The sequence below is a fragment of the Mycobacterium sp. SMC-18 genome (assembly GCF_045310895.1).
Lineage (GTDB): Bacteria > Actinomycetota > Actinomycetes > Mycobacteriales > Mycobacteriaceae > Mycobacterium.
On sequence record NZ_JBJIAL010000025.1, the window covers coordinates 53,168 to 74,395 of the forward strand.

Here is a 21,228-nt window from a genome sequence, read left to right on the forward strand (position 1 = left end):
CAATGCCGCGCCATGGGTAGGGAAAGGCGACCAAAGAGGGGCGCGCCGTCGCGTGCCGTGCACCGCCGCCCATAGAGCCCCCGAGTGTCCAGTGCCCTTCAACCGGTTTGCTGGTTGTGGTGGCACCAATTTTTCTGAGCGCGATAATACATCAATCATGCAATACGTGAACAGCCCTGTTACACTGTCGGATGATGACCATATCCGCCAGTTTTACGCAGCGCATCACGAGAACATGCGTGGATAGACTGCTGCGACTGGAACAGTGTGGCGCGACTGTCTGCTGTTCACCTATAGCTTCATGGGGTCGCGATCCAAATTCGCCGAAACTGTGCGCCGACGGTGTTATCGTCGGGGTGGCCGTCACGGGCGGACGGGTCTCACCCCCTGACCCTTACGCCGCTGGGCACTCTCCCCGCTTCGCGGATTCCGCCCGTGACGCCAATTTCCCCGCTTGTCATACCGTGGCGGTACGGTCAGCACATCAGCTACATCCACGGGGGTGGACACGATGAGCATCGAGGTTTTTCCCGGCGGCGATCCCTGGTGGGATTACGCACGTACGTGCGCCGTTGCCCTGTACCGCGGGGAGCCGGCTCCAGCCGCGCAGGTGTACGGCCCCGTGCTCGAAGACGGCGAGGTCGCTCGACTGTGCACATCCGCAGTGGCCAGCCGACTCATCGCCGGCGACGGCAGCTACCGCCGAACCTCCAGCTTCCTCATGGGCAGCCCCGGACTCATGTTCGGAATGCTTGCCGCCCAGGGCGTTATGAACCGCCGACGCCGCAAGCAGGCCGAGCGCGACCTCGTCGCACAATGGCGCGACCCGCGTCAGGCAACCGTTGTCGTCACCGACGAGCGCATCATGTGCAGCGGGTCCGACGGCACCCTAGTCGACTTCTGGTTTCAGTACGTCACCGAGTTCTACCCCGACCCGATGGCCCGATCCGTCACATTCGCCTTCGGGGATCGCTGCTCCCCGCTGCGCCTGGACGGTCCCACAGCGCCGGCCATCGCCCTCTGGTGCGCCCACGCGATCTACGGCCCGGCATGGGTTAACGACGTTCGCCTGCGGCCACTCCTGACGGCCGGACCCACTACGCCGGCGCGGGCCATCACCACGTAAGCCGAGACTCGTAAGGAGAAACCGCAATGGGCCAGGTATTGGCGAAATCTATCGGGGCCGGAGTCATCGGTGTCCTAGTGGTGATATGTCTTGCGCTCTTGGGCATCTCGCGCCCACTGGCCTGGGTGATCCCCGGATCACTGGTGCTCGGCACCATCCTAGGGATCGTGGCGTAACCCGCGACATCAACAGAGAGGGGACAATGCGCATGTCGCACAATCGATCTGACGGCGGTGAGCGGGAACCTGCTTCCAACTCACCCGTGCCGTCGGAAGCAGAACGCAGAGCCGATCTGCTCACCTCCCGCTACGCCAGACTCACCGACGGCAACCCCGGGTTCCATTATCACCTGCACATGGACATGTCCGACCCCGTGGCCTCCGCGCTGGTTGAAAGTCCTAACAGTCGCGCCGACCTCATCCCGCTGGTGAGCGACGACAATCGCTACCAGACGTGGCGGCTACGGCTCGAACACCCCAACTGGTGGATCGGCCTGCGCGCATGCGGCACAACGCCACTGCTGCACGAAGTCATTGCGAGCCTGACACCCACGGCGCAACCCGAGTACCTGCGCATCCCGGTCGGCCGCGACGCCGAAGGCGAGACCATCTGGGCCGACTGCGCGCCGCACAGGGGGGCGTCCGGATTCGTTGGCTCCCACTGGGTCAATCAGACGATCGCAGCGGTCACACCACTGTCCGACGAGGCCAAAGCGAAACTCGCTGCGGCACTCAGGCGTGAGCTGCTCGGCCGCAACCTGTGCCAGGGTTCGCCCACGTGGATCATTGAGACACATTCGGGTTCGGAGAATGCCGACCCCGCCACAGTGTTCCCTGAATCGGAAATTGACGAGGACATCGACGTTGATGCACTCACCGCAGCCATCACCGCAGGAGAAGGCATTCACGGAACGCAATGGGCGGACGCGGTCAGAACAATGATCGCCGACCTTGACTCGACTACGTGGCCCGGTGTCACAGACGCACTGCGCACCGAAACGCGCACGTTAAGCCGTCCATAACCACGCTAAGGAGAAACCGCAGATGGGGATACTGGACGGTGCCGTGGCCGGCGGAACAGTGCTGTGCTGGTCGGTGGCGCTGCAGCACCCGACATCCAGGGGCAACGACTTTCTTATCTACGCACTCGCTGAAGATAACGACGAATCCGCCAAGGCGGTTGAAGCGGCGCTAAAAGCTGCACAACCCGGTGAATTCGTCTGTGTACCAGTGCGTTTCATGAATTTGGTTCACGCGACAAACGTCTACATACAACCCCACATGTGGGGCATGTGGTGCGTCGTTCAACAAGCTATCGACGTCAACCAGATGTACGGCAGTACAGCCTAGTTGCCCTGTCTCGTTGAGATTGGTTGCGCCGTAACGTCATCGAACGAGAGCCGTCGTGAACGGTCGGCACGATGGACGACCACCCCGGGCACTCGCGCGTGCACGCGAGCTCATCCGGTGGCGTTTAGCCGTGAGAGATTGTCCAGGCCACGGCGAAGTAGGTGACCACCAGACCCATCCCCATGAGCAGGGGCGCGACCCGGTAGGTGGCGGTGTGCGGGTGAGCCTTGTTGATGCGGAAGTAGATCAACGGACCCGTAATCAGCCACAACACTGCTGCGACGTAAGAGCCGATATGCAGGGCATAAAAGGAGAATCCCACGGCAGCGAGGACAAAGGTCACAAGAAACCAGAATCCGACTCCGGCGGCGAAACCTAGCGCTAGAAAGCCCAGCCACTGAATCCTGTTCTTACCCACTGGTTATTGCTCCGGCAGTCGGTGGCAACTGCGCCGGTAAGCCGCGAGCCCCAAGCCGGCCAGACCCAGTGCCGCGAGCGCCGCCAGGGACGGTGATTCGGCAACGAGCCCGACGAGTACAGCAGCTAGCAGGGTGAAGCCGCTCACCGCCGCGGCGACCCTCCACCTCGGGGCGGTCATTTTGCGAAGCAATCGGCTAGGACCGCACCAGAGCCGAGCGCGGCGGTCCCCGTGGCCAGCGCAGCGGCGATACCCGGCGGGGTCCAGTCGACAGGGAGCGTCAGCAGAAACGCCCCGGAGGCTCCGACAAATGCCAACGAGTTTCCCGTCCAGGTCAGCGTGCTACAGCCTTGGTGCAGCGCCTGTTCGGCGATCTGGCGCGCCTGGCGTGCCTCCTCGAGCGCCGCGTCAGCCGGGCCGTGTTGATTGATGATCGCGGTGAGCTCGTCGTAGAACTTTTGAGCGCCGTCGGGGATGGTGAAGGGCGCCGGCATGGTCGGCAGCAGCGTCCTGTTGAGCGGATTGTCCGGCGGCACCAAGGGCATATTCTCGGCCGCCTTGGCGATCTCCGGCGGGACGGGAAATGGCCCGATCTGGGGGGCCTTACCAGGGTCGTCGGAGAACTTCACACCGTTGTTGTTGTCCACCAGCTGCGCGTGCGGACCCTGGTGTGGGCCGACGATCGTGTCGTCTGGGCCGCCGCCGGTGGCGATCGCGGGGGCAGTTTTGAACGTCGAGTTCGTTGACTGCCAGGTCGCTGCTGTCACGCCGGCGTGATAGTCCATTGCTGACGATGTGGCTTGTGCTTGTTTGGTCGCCAGGTCTTGCGTCCACTGCTGAACCTCTACCGCGTTAGCCCCACGGCTGGCCGCGAAACGCCGCATCGCAGCTGACAGATTCTCGCGGCTCCGCGCAAACTCCTCGGGGCTAGGTGTGTTCGCCTTGGCGGCCTCGAACTCGGCCGCCACGTCGCGGGCATGGCGCGCCATGGCGTTGGCGTGGTCGGCCATATCTGACACCCATTGAGCATGGTTGCGTGTGTTAGCGCCGGCCTGCTGCGTGCCGTCCTCCCAACTGTCGTCGATCGCATGCGCTGTGCTTGAAACCGTTGCCGACAGCTCGCGTAGCTGCCCACTCATGCTCGACCAGTGATCGGCGAACGCATACAACGACTGCGTACCGGGTCCGCCGTACAGCGCCCGGGCGTGGGCTTCACCGGGCATTGCTGGCGCCGTCGGTGGAAGGGCAGGGATGGCGGGCACCTGCGGTTGCGGGACCGCCGGCAATGAGGCAAGCCCGGTAACGGAGTCGGGGGAGTGTCCGCTACTGATCGCGGTGGCGTTGGCGTCGTCCTGGCCCTCCAGAAACGCTGCGGTATTGGCCACAGCCAGGCCACCGACGGTGCGCAACGCACTGCCGTGATCCAGCAGCGCCGCCATCGCCGCAGACCCGGTATTCAGTTGCCCGACGGCTGCGACCGACGTCGCATCAACGCCAGGCGGTTGAGCGACTACAGGCGCATGCGACTGGCCGCTCGCTGACAGCTGCTTGGCGGCCGCAGCGAGCGCGGCCGTGTCGACGCGAACATTCATGTTGCCCCCTTGGTTTCCACGATCGTATCGCCGCTGTTGCACCCGTACCGACGGCAAATGCGGTTGCCGCGGTCAATGACCGGTGCCGGCTCTGCGTGTTTGAGCATGAACCGCACACCGCGCCACTCACCGTGTTGGGCGCGAAGGTGAGTGGCGCGGATCGCTCTGGTGGGGCACCGTGGGGGAGTATCCGAGACAAGCTCGGTTACCAGGCGCCAAGGACGCCAAAACACAGGGGGATAACGATGCAGAACCGGGCAAGCGATTCCGAGTTCGGCAGTATCGCCAGCGGACCGTGGCAGTCAGGTAGTGCTGAGTACGGTAGCTACGGCTCGCTCACAGACGTGGCTGCCACCAAAGGCTTGACCGGCGCGAACAAACAGTGGGTGCCAGCCCAATTGAATAGGCACCGTTGGGTTTTCGTCCGCGAGCTAGCCGACCTGAGCTATCTCAATCGACGCGTACGTTTCCACGACGTCGTCGGCACAGTGGTGGGTATCGCCCATACCTCGGCCCTAGGGCTCGGGACAGACGGCCGATCATATTCAGCGGCCGGGGCGAGGATGCTGGTGCTGGCCGATAGCGCCGGGACTAAGCCTCGATCCGTGGACTGACTGATTCTGTGAGGACTTTTCGGTTCTGGTCGGGATCATTTTGCTGTGGGCGGCAGTTAGCTGCTGGTCTGCCCAGCTTTTCCTGTGGTGTCCTCGGGTTGGGCCTTGCGGCGGTGGTCAGGATGTCACGGTTTGTGGGGGTGGGCGTCCGATCGTGTTGTGCCACAGTGCAAGCCAGTGTCGGGCCCAGGGCCAGTGGGCGGGTAGGTGCAGGACTGCTCGGCGTTGTGGTCGGGCCAGTCGGGCCGCGATGTTGACGATGCGCCGTCGCAGGGTGGCACCGCGGGCAACGGCGTGAGAGCCTCCGGCCAGGACGCCGGTGGCGCGCAGCAGGTTGTGGGCGATGGCCGCGCAGAGGATCCAGGCGGAGTTGGCGCCGAACCGCCCCGAGGGCATGTGGGCCAGGGGTCCGTCGATCAGGTCGGCGAACACGGTTTCGATGATCGCGTGGCGACGGTGGGTGATGTCGGCTTGATCGACCGGTAGGTCGATGTCGGTGAAGAACGGGTGATACCGCCACACCGGAAACAGCCCATCGGCCATGCGCGCATCTTTGACCCGGCGTACCACCAGTCGTGCGGTGATCGGGGTCTTCGTGGAAGTGAAAGCGGTGTAGGTAGTTTCGGCGACTTCAGCATCAGAAATCCACGCGCCGGTATCGGGATCGCGCACTGCACCGGGATAGTTCACCGGTACCCACGCGTCCTGGTCGATCTGCTCGATCGCGGCGGTCAGCGCCGCGGTCTTGGTCAACACGAGCGAGAACCGGGCCCCGGCACGGCGGCACGCGGACACCACCGCGCTGTTGCCATAGGCCGAGTCGCCGCGCACCAGGATCTGACCAGTGACGCCGGCGGCACGGGCGGTAGCCACCGCTTGCGCGATCATCCGGGCCGCTCCCTTGCCGGAGTTGGCCTTGCCCGAGCGCAACCGCGCTCCGGCGATCACCGGGGCGCTGTGTTCGGTGCTGATCGTGGTCACCAGCGGCGAGAGACCTTTGCGCAGGATCTGGCGGCCGGCGATCTTGGTGTGCCCGTAGCTCGCGCCCTGTTTGGCGTGTCCGTAGACCGGGCGCAGCAGCGAATCGATATCGATGAACGCACGCTGATCGGCGCCGGGCAGCAACAGCACGCGTTCACACAGGGCACCCAGATGTGCACCCAGAACTGACTCCAGTTGACGGGCATGCCCGAAGGTGAACTCCCGCAACAGGGTTCCGATCGTCGAAGGCGCATACACCCCGTCGAAGAGTGTTTTCATTCCACCGCTGCGGACCACGTCGAGGTCATCGATACTGTCCGCGCCGACGCACATGCCGGCGATCACCGTCGCCAGCTTCGGTGACGGGTTGGCCGCCCCGGACTTGATCCGCTCGCTGGTGAAACGAATCTTGTGCTCCAACAACGCCGAAAGGCGACTCTGCTCTGCCAACGTCATCACCGGCACCAGGCCCGCGCACGACACGAGATGCTCATCATCAAAGACCGCCGACGACGCGGTGAACCTGTGGGACACTTGCACTGGAAGTGCCTTTCCGAGTTGTGCCGATAAGTGCGTAGAGAACACTCATCATCCCAGCTCAGAAGGCACTTTCCTCGTTACGACACCCGACCAAACAGTCAGTTCATCGGTGGATCGAGGCTAAGCACCACCTCCCGTTCAGCAGCGAAGAGAAGGCCCTACTTCTCGCCGAGTAAACGTGTCACGCGGTCTTCCAGTCCGACCGGCGCGGGACGCTTGGAAACGTGCGGGCCAAGAGGTGACCCGCCCAAGACGCAGATTCGTCGAAGGAGCCAAGATATGAGCGGTTACGACACTTACGCTGAGCCACCGCAGCACGTCGGCGGGGCCCCCGTTCCCTTCAAGGGCATTCACCCGCCGCTCCGCACTCCGCCCGTGACAACGAGGTCGCCAGTTGCGCCCGCCGGCGGCGGCCACCTAGTGGGACCGGCGCCCCTGTCCGGCCAGGCAACGGTCCTCGTGAGCAGCCTCAAGGACGCTGCCTACAAGGGCCGCCGCGTTCGGTTCCGGGACGGGCACGGCAAGTCGGTCGAGGGCAAAGTGCAAGGTATCGCCGTCGCGGCGGTGCTCAAGCTTCGCGTGGACGGCACGACCACCACTGCTGGCGAGCGAGAATTACACCTGGTCGACAACAGCAACAAGCACCACTATCTGCCGTTCAGGCCTGACGATCGAGCAGAACTGCTGGACTGTTGACTTCCTCCCATGGCGGTCGAGGCATAGGCATGATCGAACAGACACGCCGCGTACCCGGGTTGGTTGCCGGATGCCCGGAATTCACGCGATCTAAGAAACCAGCTACGTTTCGTACTGTGACGATTTAGGGGGTGTGTGGCCGCTCGCCTCTCGCCCGCGTAATGAAATGCGCTGGCGCCCTTAGAGTCTGGACTGAACATCTCTCCTCGTCACGCTCCAGGCTTACGGAACCAGTCCCGGACGGGAGTGGATTCATCGCCCACATGATCTGCGCATCAAGAGCGCGTAGAGCGAAGAGCTCTCTGCGCAATTCACAGGAGCAACACTCAGTTTGCTCGCATTTTGCGAATTCTGGTGGGACACACCGTTATCCAGGCAATATGCAACTACCGATAATATCTAATTATGTCAGGTTGCGGTGTAACCGTGTGCCCTGCAGGTGCTTTCGCCGTGTGATAACTACCGACTTCATTCGACCAGTCGCGCTCCCGATGCGCGTGTAGGTTCTCACGGATCGTGGCGGAATCTCACGAGTGATGGCGGAGTGTTGGCGAATCCGCCAAGTTCGTGAGACACGCGGGTTGTTCAATCCCGAGCGCCCGCCGATCGCCATGTGACGATCAGGGCACTGAAGCAGTCTGATCCGATTGCAGGGCCGAGGTGATCGCCATGGGCCGCAGTGGAGACAAAGCGTCGAGTGTCTCATCCTGGCCAAACGACTGCCGCCCATGCTGTGGCCGGCCTGGTCGTTGCGATTCTCGATTCCGAAATGCCATCAGCGCCAACTACGGCCCGCGCTGGCCGTTGCGCTTCTACTCGTCCACAGCAGGCTCAGTCTGGACGACGCGGCGCGGATAGTCGACTGCCCCATCAGCGGCCAGGCGATATCGCGCGTGCTTCAGCTCCTCGAAGACCACGAGCAATGGCCGAACGTTCGAGCCGGACTCATCCGAATGGCCGAATGCCTGGGGACCGAAAACGTGCCCATCGACTATCAGCTGCGCCGACGCCTCAACTACAGCCAGCTACTACCGGACACGACGTGGGCACAGATCTGTCGCGACACCGGCACCCCTGGCGCGGGGACTGCTCGGGCCAAGATCGCCCGCAGTTACCTTTTCGAACAACTCAGCGGACTGCCCTCAGCGGCCGCACCGTGGGGTGCCGATGACAGCGCATTCCGAAGCAGAGTCGCCAACTTTCCGCAGCACCTCAGCCCAGCACTGTCAGCTGCGCTCAATGGGCACGCACAGGAATTTCTGTCCGACATGGACATTTTCGGCGAACCGCCTGTGTGGTCTCCACCATCCAACGTCCTCGATGGCCTTCTGCTACCTGGACCTAATCCCGACGACCTGAATGTCGCTGAACTACGCAATCTGGTGAATGCCGAACAGATGACGCTCGGCAATGCCGCCAAGCTCATTGGCACCAGCCTCGACACAGCGCGACACGTCCTACAGGTAGCAGCCGTCGCCAGTTCGTCCGCAGTCGACGCCGACCACGCCGCGCCGACTAGCGCATCCGCATATTGCACCGCGCGGGCCGCGCTCCCCCGCTCCCGCCTCATCGAGCTCTATCACGATCAGCGAATGTCATTGCGGGACATAGCCGTCGACATCGGAGTCAGCCGTCAGACGATCACCCGCCTCGCACACGACTATGAGGTCCCTCTGCGGCAACCCTGCCGGCACACCAGAAACCCGGTAGACCGCGACTGGCTCTACGAGCAGTACGTCACCGGACGACGGGCCCTCCCAGACCTCGCACGTGAGGCCGGGATGAGCACCAGCAGCATGGCCCGCTGGGCAAAGACACACGCCGTACCCTTGCGCGGGCGAGGTGGACAGAGCCACAGCGCAAGCCTCGCCGCCCAGCGCGATGTCCCTAGCGCCCTGGAACACGACTCCACGCTCGTCGGAACCCGCACATGGCAGCGTCTGCAGCTATTCGCGTGTGCTGCTCGTTACCGGACACTTACCGTTGCCGCGCAAGAACTTGGCGTCCGCCCGATCAGCCTCATCAACCGAATCAAGTACCTAGAAAGCGAACTCGGTATGCAACTGCTCGTTCGTCCAGAGAATGGATGCGCAATGCAGCTCACAGACGATGGAATCCAGATGCTGAGATCCCTCAGGCAGACGTCCGACTAACGTTCGCGGCCGAATCCCCGACTTAACACCGAGTCGGTGTACTCCGGCGACGATCCGACGTCAGGGCCATCCTTGATCATGCCTACAAACCTCGGGGGCCAGGTCCCGCGCGGCGTGGCTTGAGCTGCGCGGGACAGCCGACGTGCGTCCGCGAGTAGGGTATTCACTTGGTCGTCGGGCATGCTGTCGATCAGGCGGAGCAGCTCATCGCGACTTGCGGTCATTGTTTCAATCTAAGTCGTACTGACGTTGAATGGCCGCACACACCACGCGGTGCGACTAACCAGCCGACAACTGCTCAGAGGTGCACCGGGCGACGGGTGTGTGCCGAGCTTCGGGGTGTGGTGCGCGAGTGGAATGTGCGGTACGGGCCGCGATTAACTCGGTAAGTCGCGCGTGACGCCCTGTCTCCGTTCGGGACCTGTCGGTACCGACCGCTAGTTTGAAGACGCGGTCCAGCAGGGCGCGGGACCCACGAGCTGGAGGTGGTAGATGGAGCCCGTCACGGTGATCGCGACCGCTGTCGCGATTGGAGCGTCCGAAGGTCTGCGCAAAACGGCCACGGAGGCGATCGTCGATGCGTACGCGGCGCTGAAGAGCTGGATCACGAGCAAATACGGCTCGGTGGCCGCTGAGGTGACTGGTCTCGAGCAGGAGCCGGAAGAAGAGCTGCGGCGTGCGCTGCTGGCCAAGAAGCTCGCCGCGGCTGGCGCCGGAGGCGACGAACAGCTACGCGAGTTGGCGCAGACCTTCTTGGCGTTGGTCGAGGAGCAGGAGCCCGGTGCACCGGCGACGGTGGGCGTAATTTTGCGGCGCGCTTCCGTCGGCGGCGACATCGAGATTGCGGACGTCGCCGTCGAGGGCGGCACAGGAGTCGTCGCCGAGGACATCGTCGCGGACGGCTCGCTGCGAGTCAGCGGGGTGTCGGCCCGCGGCTCCCAGGAGCCGCCCCACCCTCCGGTGGCGCGGGAGCAGTAGCCAACGAGCTTGCTTCCGCGCCGTCCTTCACCTCGACACAGCGAAACGTCAACGCCGGCCGCGACAACATCACCAACATCACGTACGGCACCCGAGAGATGGGCAACAGTGGTGGTCGCATTCGTGCAGTCACGATCTCGGTCGAACCGGTGCCGGTCGGACAGAACTTCTGGGCGGTCAAGGTGAACAACGGAACCTCCGGACCGATCACCGATCTGGAAGTTGATGTGTACCCCGTTGACGGGACCGGCGCACGCTCGGGCGGCACGTGCGTACCGGCCAAAGGACGCTTCTCGCTTGAGGATCTGGCGCGCGAGGTGTTCACCCAGACTCTCAGCGGAGGACTGACTGCCGTTGGTCAGCATGGCCAGTCGATATACTCGGGTCTTCCTCCCGGGATGAATTTTGGTGGCCCGCAGTTCGGACGGCTGAGTTCCTACGCTCCGATGATGTCTAGCCACATCGTGGGTTCACCGCAGGTTTCGGCGTTCCTCCGAAACGCCCAGCAGCAGATGGTCGACAGGTTTCCGCTGGTGATTCCTGCGGGCCAATCCGCGGGAGTGGTGTACATCGCCGACGCCGGCGAGGTGCGGGCCGACATGCAGTTCGCGGACGAGGTAGGAGCACTCTGGCGGCGACGGTTCGGCGAAAATCCGGAACCGGTGCTTGAGAGCGAGTAGGTCGCTAGCCACGCTGGGTGGATCAGGACTTCTGAACCGGCGGTCTCGGTTGAATTCCACCGGCGGGGTCGACGCGCCCCGTTATGCCCGCTGCGGCACACTGACACCGTGCACGGAAGGAGGTGGCGGGCACCGTGGTAGTTCGTGTCGAGGTCGCCCCGGGCCTCCTGGAATGGGCTGTCGAGCGTGCTGGCTGGGATGAGGAGACGATCGCCCGCCGTGCCCCGAAGTTCGAGGCGTGGCTCAGCGGCGCCACGCGCCCGACGTTGAAGCAGCTGGAAGAGTTTGCTCACAAGACGCACGCGCCCTTCGGGTTGCTGTTCTTGCCGGAACCACCGAACGAACCGGTCCCGATCCCAGACATGCGCACTTTGGGTAACGCTGCGGTGCCTCGGCCGTCCGCGGACCTGTTGGACACCATCTACGCCTGCCAGGCTCGGCAGGACTGGTACCGGGACTACATCCGGGAGCAGGGCGTGCCTGAGTTGCCGTTCGTCGGCTCCGTCACCGTCGACACCCCTGTGGTGCAAGCTGCGCAGATGATCCGCAGAGAGCTCGGCTTCAACCTCTCCGACCGCGCGGTGTTCGCTAATTCCGACGAAGCGTTGCGCCAGCTCATCGATCGCATCGAGAACATCGGTGTGCTGGTGATGGTCAGCGGCATCGTCGGCGGCGACACACACCGCGCCCTCGCGCCGGAGGAGTTCCGCGGTTTCGCCCTGTCCGACCCCTACGCGCCGCTGATCTTCGTGAACGGTGCCGACACGAAGGCCGCGCAGATCTTCACCCTCATCCACGAGCTGGCGCACGTCTGGCTCGGCGGCAGCGCGCTGTCCGACGCGGCGATGGCCTCCCGTGGTGGGGTCACCGAGGAGCTGTGGTGCAACCAGGTGGCCGCCGAAGTGCTCGTGCCGCTGTCCGCGCTGCGCGGCGATTATCAGGGCCAGCCGACGCCGCAGGAAGTTAGCCGACTCGCACGCCGGTACAAGGTGAGCACCCTGGTGATCCTCAAGCGGCTGTTCGACGGGAAGTACCTCAGCTGGAACGACTACCAGCAGCTTTACGAGGCAGAGCGGGACGCCGTGATCGCCCACACCAAGCGCGCCCGCGGTGAGGGTGGCGGCAACTACTACAACACCCAGCCGCTGCGGTTGAGCCGGCAGTTCGCCCGCGCTGTGATCGCCAGCACCTACGAGGGCGGTACGAGCTTCAGGGAGGCGTTCCAGCTGCTCGGAACACGGAAGCACGAGACTTTCACCAAGCTCGCCGACGAGATCGGGGTGGGCTGATGTACCTGGTGGACGCGAACGTGCTCATCGACGCGAAGAACCGCTACTACGCCTTCGACATCGCCCCGGGCTTCTGGAAGTGGCTGGAGGGCGCGCACACCGCAGGTCATGTGTGCAGTATCGAGGCGATCCGCGACGAACTGGTCGCCGGCGACGATGAACTCGCCGAGTGGGCCAAGGCCAACAGCGCGTTCTTCCGGCCGGTGGATCAGGCCACCACGGCGCACTTCCCGGCGCTCACCACCTGGGCGAGCTCGCAGTCGTTCACACCCGCCGCTCTGGCCGGGTTCACCGGCAGCGCGGCCGACTACCTGCTCGTCGCGTACGCCCGCGCTCACGATCATGTCGTGGTCACCCATGAACGCTCAGATCCCAACTCACGTAGGCGGGTGATGATCCCCGACGCCTGCACGGCGATCGGCGTGACGTCGCTCGGCCCGTTCGAGATGATGCGCCGGACCGGCGCCACGCTCGACCTGCCCAACTAAGCCGCTGTCAGCGCTGGCGACCGGTCCGGACAAGAGTTGGGAGCTGTGCCGCGGGTTCCGTCGGGGGCGCCCGTAGACGCGACCACTGGCGGTGTCGGCGCACGGTCGAGCGCGCTTACCGGTGAGCCTCTCTTCGGTCAGCACCGCGAGCAACCGGTCTGCGGCGTACATGACGGACGTCGCCCCCGGCGCCAGTGTCCGGGGAAACGCGATCGGCATCCCGAGCACGTCCTCGAAATCGACGATCTGCTGGCGGGACTCCTTCCGGGGCAGGTGGAAGCCGACCTGGGTGATTTCGGTGGCCAGTCGGCCGGTGTTGCTGACTTCGATGGAGATGAACCACCGTAGGTTGGGTGGGCTCCCGGCGACGCCCCACTTGCTGACGACCCGCAGTTGCGCTCCGCTGCGGTGCCAGGAGATCACCTGCCATCCAAGCCGCCGCGGTTGACACCATCAGGGCCAGTACGGACAGGCACAGGGTCAGGACCACCGGCCCCGGTCCATGGGGTCGTCACCTTCGCAGGCTATCGCTGCGGGCCGACAGCGGCACGGATCGCGCCACCTGTGCGTGCGTGACCGCTGCCGGCCTGAAGGACACACTCGCCGACCAGCGACCTCGCTGTCGTATCCGCCGCTTACGCTCGTCTGACGCGCGCGTCGACGGACACGCTGCGTGTGCCGGACCGGGAAGGGGAGATCGGGTTGAGCAAGCTGGGCAACTTCGTGTGGGGGATCGCGGACCAGCTCCGCGGCGTGTACAAGCCGCACCAGTACGGCGGCGTGATTCTGCCGTTCACGATCCTGCGGCGCCTGGACTGCATCCTCGAACCCACCCGCGACGAGGTCCGCGCCCTCGCCGAGAAGTACTCCGGCGGCGCCCTGGACGTGCAGGTCAAACGCAAGACCGGCCTAGCCTTTTACAACACCAGCCCATTCGACTTCAAGCTGCTGTTGGAGGACCCGGAGGGCCTGCGGGCGAACCTGATGGACTACATCACCGGGTTCTCCGCGAACATCGACGTGTTCGAGCGGTTCAAGTTCGAGAACGAGCTGGCGACCCTCGACGAGAAGAACCGGCTGTACTTGGTGGTGTCGCAGTTCGCCGGTGTGGACCTGCATCCGGACGTGGTATCCAACGCCGAGATGGGTGACCTGTTCGAGCACCTGATCTACAAGTTCGCGGAGGCCTCCAACGAGGAGGCCGGTGAGCACTACACCCCGCGTGATGCGATCCGTCTGATGGTGGACCTGCTGTTCGCCGAGGACAACGCCGCCCTGCTCGAAGCCGGGACGGTGCGGACCATCTATGACCCCACCGCCGGCACCGGCGGGATGTTATCCGTGGCCGAGGAACGACTGCTGGAGCGTAACCCGGACGCTCGGCTGCGGTTGTACGGGCAGGAGATCAACGACCAGTCCTACGCTATCTGCAAGTCCGACATGATCGCGAAGGGCCAGGACGCCGGGAACATCAAGCTGGGCGACACTCTCGCCGACGACCTGTTCTTCGACCGGACCTTCGACTTCTGCATGTCCAACCCGCCGTACGGCGTGGACTGGAAGGCGTCGCAGGAGTCGGTGAAGAAGGAGTCGCTCGCGACGAATTCCCGCTTCTCCCACGGCCTCCCGGCGGTCGGTGATGGGCAGATGCTGTTCCTGTGCCACCTGGCATCGAAGATGCGGCCCGCTCACGACGGCGGCGGCCGCGCCGGGATCGTCCTGAACGGCTCACCCCTGTTCAGCGGTGCTGCTGAGTCGGGTCCGTCGCTGATCCGGCAGTGGCTGCTCGAATCCGATCTGGTGGAGGCGATCGTAGCGTTGCCGACGAACATGTTCTTCAACACCGGCATCGCCACTTACATCTGGATCCTGGACAACACGAAGCGCCCCGAGCGCGTCGGCAAGGTGCAGTTGATCGACGCCACCTCGTTCTGGACCAAGATGCGGAAGAACCTCGGTGCGAAGGGGCGGGAAGTCGACGCGAAGTCCCGGGATCGAATCCTCGGCCTGTACGACGCGTTCGACGAGGCCGACCCGGATTACTCGAAGGTGTTCACCGCCAACGACTTCGCGTACTGGACGATCACCGTGGAACGCCCGTTGCTGACCGCCGCGGGGAAGGTGTCCACGGATCGGAAGGGCAACCCGAAGGCGGACCCGAAGCTGCGCGACACTGAGAACATCCCCTTCACCTACGGTGGGAACACCGATGGCGATGGTGGTCGCACGGAGACGATCAAGGCATACTTTGACGCCGAGGTTCTTCCGCATGTGCCCGAAGCATGGATTGACACGGCGAAGACGAGGGTGGGATACGAGATCCCGTTCACCCGGCATTTCTACAGGTACGTCCCGCCCCGGCCACTCGCCGAGATCGACGCGGACCTGGAGAAGCAGGTCGCGAAGATCATGGACCTGCTGCGCGAGGTGGAGGGATGACTCAGTCGCCGCCCCGAGCCGACAGGTGGTCAACAGTTCGGCTCGCGTACCTGTTTGAACCGCGCACTGAGACCGACCGATCAGACCTCGACGTGCTCAGTGTTTACCGCGACTTCGGCGTGATCCTGAAGAGTTCGCGCGACGACAACTTCAACCGCACGCCTGCCGACCTGAGTCGCTACCAGGTTGTCCACCCCGGCGACCTAGTGGTGAACCGGATGAAGGCATGGCAAGGATCGCTAGGAGTGTCGGCGTATCACGGACTAGTTAGCCCGGACTACGAAGTGCTACGGCCGACGGCGCCAGGCTTGGACCCGCGATTCGTGCATCACCTTCTGCGCTCAAGGCGGATGATCAGCGAGTATGCCGTTCGGTCAACAGGGATTCGGCCGTCGCAGTGGCGCCTCTATTGGGCGCAGATGCGGATGATCACCGTCCCCATCCCGGACCTGCCCGAGCAGAAGGCCATCGCTGACTTCATCGACCGGGAGACGGCCCGGATCGACACGCTCATCGAGGAGCAGCAGCGGCTGATCGACCTACTGCGGGAGCGTCGGCAGTCGGTTCTGTCGGGAGCTTCGGATATTGCGGGTCGGACCGCGCGACTCGGCCTTGTCCTCAACGGCATTAAGGACGGAACTCATGGAACTTTTGTCCGCACTGCGCCCGGAGAGGGACGACCGCTGCTTGGAGCTCGCAACGTGACTGACGGGTGCATCGTGCTTGATGGACAGGAGTCGTTCATCTCAGACGTCGATGCCGATGCCATCACCTCAAATGGCTATCCAACGCGAGGCGATGTCGCGCTGGTTATTGTTGGCGCCACTATCGGGAAGACGGCCTTATACGAGGCCGACGTCTCCCACGCCTTCCAGCGCAGCGTGGCGTTCCTCCGGCCAGCAGCCGAACTCGATCCGCGTTTCCTTTGGTACCAGATCCAGTCTGATCGGTTCCAGGATGAACTGTCGCTACGGTCTAAGACTTCGGCACAGCCGGGCATCTACTTGAGCGATGTATCAGCCATTCCGGTGGTCGTCCCCAGCCTCGATGAGCAGCACCGCATCGTCGCGTACCTCGACGAGCAGACCTCGAAGATCGACACATTGATCGCTGAGACGGAGCGGTTCATCGAGCTCGCCCGGGAGCGTCGGTCGGCGGTGATCACCGCGGCGGTGACCGCGCAGATCGATGTGCGAGCGGAGGTGGCCTGAAACATGGCCCAGCACAACGAGATCGAGTTCGAGAAGGAGATCGCCGAGTACCTGGCTGCCTATGGCTGGTTGTACTCCCCGGACGACACCGGGTACGACAAGGAGCGGGCGCTGGTCCCTGAGGACATCCTCGGGTGGCTCGCGGACACCCAGCCCGACCAGCTGGAGAAGGTGGTCAAGCCTGGCTCGAAGGACCTGGCGAAGCAGCAGACGCAACTGCTGGACCGGATCGTCAAGGTGCTCGATGTGCCGCTCGAGAACGGCGGCGGCACCCTGAACCTGCTGCGCAAGGGCTTCTCGCACCTCGCTGCGAAGCTGGCGATGTGCCAGTTCCAGCCGGAGACCACTCTGAATGCCAAGCGCAACGCCGACTACGCCGCGGTGCGGCTACGGGTGATGCGACAGGTGTACTTCTCCACCGCGGACCAGCGCAGCGTCGATCTTGTGTTCTTCGTCAACGGACTCCCGGTCGCCACCGCTGAACTCAAGACTGACTTCACCCAGACCATCGCCGACGCGATGAACCAGTACCGCACCTCCCGCCTCCCGAAGGACCCCGTGACCGGGAAGCCGCAGCCGCTGTTCGAGTCCGGGGCACGGGCGTTGGTGCACTTCGCGGTGTCCAACGACGAGGTGTGGATGACCACGAAGCTGGCGGGGGACAAGACCCACTTCCTGCCGTTCAACCGCGGCACGGAGACCGGTGGTGCAGGAAACCCGCTGAACCCCAACGGGTCACGGACCTCCTACCTGTGGGAGCGGATCCTGCAACGCGACGCATGGCTGAACATCCTCGGCCGGCTGATGTACATCAAGCACGAGACCTCGACGGACCCGATCAGCGGCAAGACCAGCAAGTCGTCGACGCTGCGGTTCCCGCGGTTCCACCAGTGGGAGGCCGTCACCGAGCTCACCGCCGCGGTCACCACCGAGGGCGTCGGGAAGCGCTACCTGATCCAGCACTCGGCGGGGTCCGGCAAGACCGACTCGATCGCGTGGACCGCGCACCGGATGGCGCGGCTGCAGGTCGACAACCAGAAGATCTTCGACTCCGTCATCGTCGTCACCGACCGCAACGTCCTGGACGCGCAGTTGCAGGACGCGATCAAGCAGATCGACAACGACCAAGGCATCGTCGTGGCCATCGACCGGGACGAAGCGGCCAAGGCTGGCGCCTCGAAGTCGGGGCTGCTGGCGAAGGCCCTCACCGACGGCAAGCTGATCATCGTCGTGACGATCCAGACGTTCCCGTTCGCGATGGACGAGATCCGAAAGAACAAGGGGCTCAAGGGCAAGAACTTCGCCGTCATCGCGGACGAGGCGCATTCGTCGCAGTCCGGGCAGGTCGCCGGCCAGCTCAAGGCCGTCCTGACTGCCGATGAGCTCAAGGCCATCGAGGAAGGCCAGGAGGTCGACATCGAGGCGATCCTCGCCGCGGAGGCCAACGAACGGGCCGCCTCGGAGAACATCTCCTACTTCGCGTTCACCGCCACCCCCAAAGGCAAGACACTCGAACTGTTCGGCCGGGAGCCGTCGCCGGGTGAGAACCCGGTGCCGTTTCACGTCTACACGATGCGCCAGGCCATCGAGGAGGGCTACATCCTCGACGTGCTGACCGGCTACCACTCGTTCAAGCTGGCCTTCCAGATCGGCCAGAACGCCGGCGGCGGCACCGAGGTGGACCAGAACGAGGCCACCAAAGCGGTGATGAAGTGGGTCAAGCTGAACCCACAAACCATCAGCCAGAAGTCCGCGATCATCGTCGAGCACTTCCGGGAGAACGTGGCGCATCTGCTCGACGGTCACGCCAAAGCGATGGTGGTCACCGACTCCCGTAAAGCTGCGGTCCGCTACAAGCTGGCGATAGACAAGTTCATTGCCGAAAAGGGTTACCGCTACGGCACTTTGGTCGCGTTCTCCGGGGCAGTACAGGACGCAGAATCAGGTCCAGGTGACTTTACCGAGGCCACCATGAACCCTGGCGTGCACGATCTGCGGACAGCATTCTGCGGAGATGACTACAAGATCATGATCGTCGCGAACAAGTTCCAGACCGGATTCGATCAGCCGCTGCTGTGCTCGATGTACGTCGACCGGATTCTTTCGGGTGTGACTGCAGTGCAGACACTTTCGCGGCTCAACCGCACCTACCGCACCCCGGCGGGTGTATCGAAAACGGCGGCGATGACGCAGGTGGTGGACTTCGTCAACGACCCGGCCGCCATCAAGGAGGCGTTCGAGCCGTACTTCACCGACGCGTTCTTGGAAACTCGAACTGACCCGAATCTGGTGCACGACCTCGCGGCCAAGCTCGATACAGCCGCTATCTATACCCAAGCCGAAATTGACCAGTGTGCTGAGGCTTTCGTGAAGGGTAAGGGCAACAGCGCTCTCGCCGGCGCGGTCGGACCGGGGCAGAAGCGGTTTGCCGATCGGTACAATGCGGCATTGATCGACAACGGCGGGGAGGGCGATAAAGCCGCGCTGGCCGAGTTGGATATGTTCCGTAAGGACGTCGGCTCCTTTATCCGCCTCTACGACTTCATGTCTCAAGTCATCGACTACGGCGACCCGGAGTTGGAGAAGAAGCAGATTTACTTGCGACTCCTCGACCGGTTTATCCAGTCGGAGAACTACACCGCACCGATCGACTTGTCCGACGTTGTTTTAAAGCAGGTCAAGCAGATCGACCGGGGTCGGGTCGACATCGGACTTGGTACCCGGGTCGGGTTGTCCGGGTTGACCGCTGCTGGGTCGGGTGAGAAGCGTGATCCGAAAATGGTTGCCTTCCAACAGGTACTTGACCGGCTCAACGATCTGTTCGGGTCCGAGGACTTCACTCAGTCGCAGAAAGTTTCGTTTCTAGAAGCGTTGTTGCGGACACTACTCGACGATCACGCGCTGGTGCAGCAGGCAAAGGTCAACTCCGCCAAGCAGTTTGTCGAGTCACCTGACTTCGATGACGCGGTCACCGGAGCTGTGGCGGACAACCAGGGTGCACACGAGAAGATGAGCGATTACTTCTTCACGAACGCTCCAGGGCGTACCCACCTAATCTCCGATATTGCCAAGTGGTTCTATCAGGTCGTCTCTTCAGAGGATGAGCAGGCCGAAGTGGCGGTCACCGGTGCTGGGCAGATTGTCGGGGGCTCGAAGTAGCTTCGGGTCTGACGCGTTCGCCGCAAGATTGGGAGGCTCATGCGATGAATGAGGTGAAGACCTAACAGTGGCTGCAGGCAAGGCACGGATACACGAGCTAGCTAAAGAACTCGGCATCACGAGCAGGGAGGTCCTGGCGCAGCTTGCCGCTAGCGGCACCTTCGTCAAGTCAGCGTCCTCGACTGTCGAGGCACCTGTTGCCCGACGGCTGCGTGAGGCATACGGGGTCCCACATCCGGGTCCGAGAGCAGCTGACGCCAAGGATCAGCGGCGTGCAGCAGGCACTATCCCCACCCCGCTGGATGTGGCCGGCGGCAAGGCCCAGCGACAACGAACAGCGGCCGCCATCGACGCCCAGACGAAAGTAGCCGGTGGCAAGCGCCCATCCTCGCTGCTCACCTCCGCCGCTGCCATCGATATATACAGGAGGCATCGACTCGCCTCTGCCACGGAGAACCCGAGCCACGCGATCAGCGAGCTATTTCGGGAATGTGAAGCCAGGTACGGGGTTTCGAGGTCAGCGCTGCGCCAGTTGGTTTCGAGCGATAAGTTGCGCAGGCTGGCCGACGGTGAACCGCGAGTGGTATCGGCCATGGACGATGCTGAGCGGAGTCCTCGGGTTGCCAAACCCGGCGTTGCAACGCAAACGCGAAAGCCGAAGCCACATCCTGCCGGTGTTGAGCAGCGCGCACTGGGCACCACCCCTACCCAGCCGAAATCCGGCAACGACAAGAGAAAGCGCCGATACGACCCGGTCACGACGTCGGTGGCCACCGACATCTGCGAGCGCTACCAGCGTGCCTGCCAGTCGGAGAATCCCAGTCAGGCGAAGGGCGCGTTGGCTCGTGAATGCGAGGTCAAATACGGCCTTACACAACGAGGTCTGCGAAGGATCATAGCCAGCCGTAAGCCACCTGTTCCGGCGAAGGAGTTGACTCCTCAGAACCGTCGCAACGCCAAATCAAGTGTTCGGAATCAACGGAAGTCGGAGACACCACCGCGAGCGGCAGGCAAGCAACAGCTGACCACGCAGTACTGCGTGGGCTGCAAGACACGGACGTCGATGAAGGGCTTCAGCATTGCGAAGGGGCTGTGCGCGGAATGCGTACGCGGTCGCAGCCAGGTGCGTACGAAGGCAGCAGCAAGCAACGGGCGCAGGAAGCCGCGACCGACGCTCGGGCCGAAGTCGTGGAAGTGTCCGAACTGCTTAAAACGAATCGATGTCGACAGCGCGCGTGCCGAGCTGGTTCGCCACCTCAACGCGCGGGGCGACCGATGCGCTGGTTCCGGGCATCGACTCCCCCAAAGAAGTACGGACGCGATGGATTACCGAGTAGCCGGGAGCTTCGAGGGCGGCCGAAGGACCTGATGTTGTTGCGTGTCAGTGGATTTCGATAGGTGCGCCGCCGCCGGGCCAAACACCTTCTGACCCCCAGCTTGAACCATCCCGCGTTTGATGCGCACCTCCTTCCTTGGGAAGGTGCATGTCATGCCGAGCAAGTACGACCCGGAGAC

The 21,228-nt window shown here is 63.5% G+C and carries 15 protein-coding genes and 1 pseudogene; 13 read left to right on the forward strand and 3 right to left on the reverse strand.

What is annotated here, in order from left to right; translation table 11 throughout:
* The first annotated feature begins 511 nt into the window (after nt 1-511).
* The 3 genes from ACJH6J_RS20340 (at nt 512) to ACJH6J_RS20350 (ending at nt 2,475) form a co-directional block, all read left to right on the forward strand.
* Nucleotides 512-1,126: a hypothetical protein gene (locus ACJH6J_RS20340; protein ID WP_406775288.1), complete on the forward strand. Its 615-nt coding sequence runs from the start codon at nt 512-514 to the stop codon at nt 1,124-1,126.
* Nucleotides 1,127-1,328: 202 nt separating this feature from the next.
* Nucleotides 1,329-2,147: a hypothetical protein gene (locus tag ACJH6J_RS20345; protein ID WP_406775287.1), complete on the forward strand. Its 819-nt coding sequence runs from the start codon at nt 1,329-1,331 to the stop codon at nt 2,145-2,147.
* A gap of 22 nt (nt 2,148-2,169) precedes the next feature.
* Nucleotides 2,170-2,475, forward strand: coding sequence for a hypothetical protein (locus ACJH6J_RS20350; protein ID WP_406775286.1), 306 nt, complete (start codon nt 2,170-2,172; stop codon nt 2,473-2,475).
* Nucleotides 2,476-2,599: 124 nt separating this feature from the next.
* On the opposite strand, the gene ACJH6J_RS20355 is transcribed toward ACJH6J_RS20350, so the two are convergent.
* The 3 genes from ACJH6J_RS20355 to ACJH6J_RS20365 form a co-directional block, all read right to left on the reverse strand.
* Nucleotides 2,600-2,893, reverse strand: a complete 294-nt coding sequence (locus ACJH6J_RS20355; RefSeq protein ID WP_406775285.1) for a hypothetical protein — start codon at nt 2,891-2,893, stop codon at nt 2,600-2,602.
* Between the two features lie 176 nt (nt 2,894-3,069).
* Nucleotides 3,070-4,485, reverse strand: a complete 1,416-nt coding sequence (locus ACJH6J_RS20360) for a PPE domain-containing protein (RefSeq protein ID WP_406775284.1) — start codon at nt 4,483-4,485, stop codon at nt 3,070-3,072.
* Between the two features lie 731 nt (nt 4,486-5,216).
* Complete coding sequence (locus ACJH6J_RS20365; RefSeq protein ID WP_138247968.1) at nt 5,217-6,620, reverse strand: IS1380 family transposase; 1,404 nt, start codon at nt 6,618-6,620, stop codon at nt 5,217-5,219.
* A gap of 279 nt (nt 6,621-6,899) precedes the next feature.
* On the opposite strand from ACJH6J_RS20365, the gene ACJH6J_RS20370 reads away from it, so the two are divergent.
* The 10 genes and pseudogenes from ACJH6J_RS20370 to ACJH6J_RS20415 form a co-directional block, all read left to right on the forward strand.
* Nucleotides 6,900-7,316 (forward strand): hypothetical protein, encoded by a 417-nt coding sequence (locus ACJH6J_RS20370; RefSeq protein WP_406775283.1) that lies wholly within the window; start codon nt 6,900-6,902, stop codon nt 7,314-7,316.
* Between the two features lie 728 nt (nt 7,317-8,044).
* Nucleotides 8,045-9,469 (forward strand): LysR family transcriptional regulator, encoded by a 1,425-nt coding sequence (locus ACJH6J_RS20375; protein WP_406804456.1) that lies wholly within the window; start codon nt 8,045-8,047, stop codon nt 9,467-9,469.
* A 492-nt stretch (nt 9,470-9,961) separates the two neighbouring features.
* The gene (locus ACJH6J_RS20380) at nt 9,962-10,447 is read left to right on the forward strand and encodes a hypothetical protein (protein WP_061003389.1); all 486 of its coding nucleotides are present in this window, start codon (nt 9,962-9,964) and stop codon (nt 10,445-10,447) included.
* Nucleotides 10,448-10,545: 98 nt separating this feature from the next.
* Nucleotides 10,546-11,127 (forward strand): hypothetical protein, encoded by a 582-nt coding sequence (locus ACJH6J_RS20385; protein ID WP_406804457.1) that lies wholly within the window; start codon nt 10,546-10,548, stop codon nt 11,125-11,127.
* A 134-nt stretch (nt 11,128-11,261) separates the two neighbouring features.
* Complete coding sequence (locus tag ACJH6J_RS20390) at nt 11,262-12,416, forward strand: ImmA/IrrE family metallo-endopeptidase (protein WP_406804458.1); 1,155 nt, start codon at nt 11,262-11,264, stop codon at nt 12,414-12,416.
* Entirely contained in the window at nt 12,416-12,904 is a 489-nt protein-coding gene (locus tag ACJH6J_RS20395) for a DUF4411 family protein (RefSeq protein WP_406804459.1), read from the forward strand. The genes ACJH6J_RS20390 and ACJH6J_RS20395 overlap by 1 nt, the downstream gene beginning before the upstream one ends.
* Before the next feature lie 702 nt (nt 12,905-13,606).
* Nucleotides 13,607-15,343, forward strand: a complete 1,737-nt coding sequence (locus tag ACJH6J_RS20400) for an N-6 DNA methylase (RefSeq protein ID WP_406804461.1) — start codon at nt 13,607-13,609, stop codon at nt 15,341-15,343.
* Nucleotides 15,340-16,554 carry a restriction endonuclease subunit S gene (locus ACJH6J_RS20405; RefSeq protein ID WP_318985807.1) on the forward strand — a complete coding sequence of 405 codons (1,215 nt, stop codon included), beginning with the start codon at nt 15,340-15,342 and terminating at the stop codon, nt 16,552-16,554. Before ACJH6J_RS20400 ends, ACJH6J_RS20405 begins: the two co-directional genes overlap by 4 nt.
* A gap of 3 nt (nt 16,555-16,557) precedes the next feature.
* Nucleotides 16,558-19,713 carry a type I restriction endonuclease subunit R gene (locus ACJH6J_RS20410; protein ID WP_406804460.1) on the forward strand — a complete coding sequence of 1,052 codons (3,156 nt, stop codon included), beginning with the start codon at nt 16,558-16,560 and terminating at the stop codon, nt 19,711-19,713.
* Between the two features lie 67 nt (nt 19,714-19,780).
* A pseudogene (locus ACJH6J_RS20415) lies at nt 19,781-19,939 on the forward strand (translation initiation factor IF-2 N-terminal domain-containing protein); the annotation flags it as partial.
* Nucleotides 19,940-21,228: the final 1,289 nt, after the last annotated feature.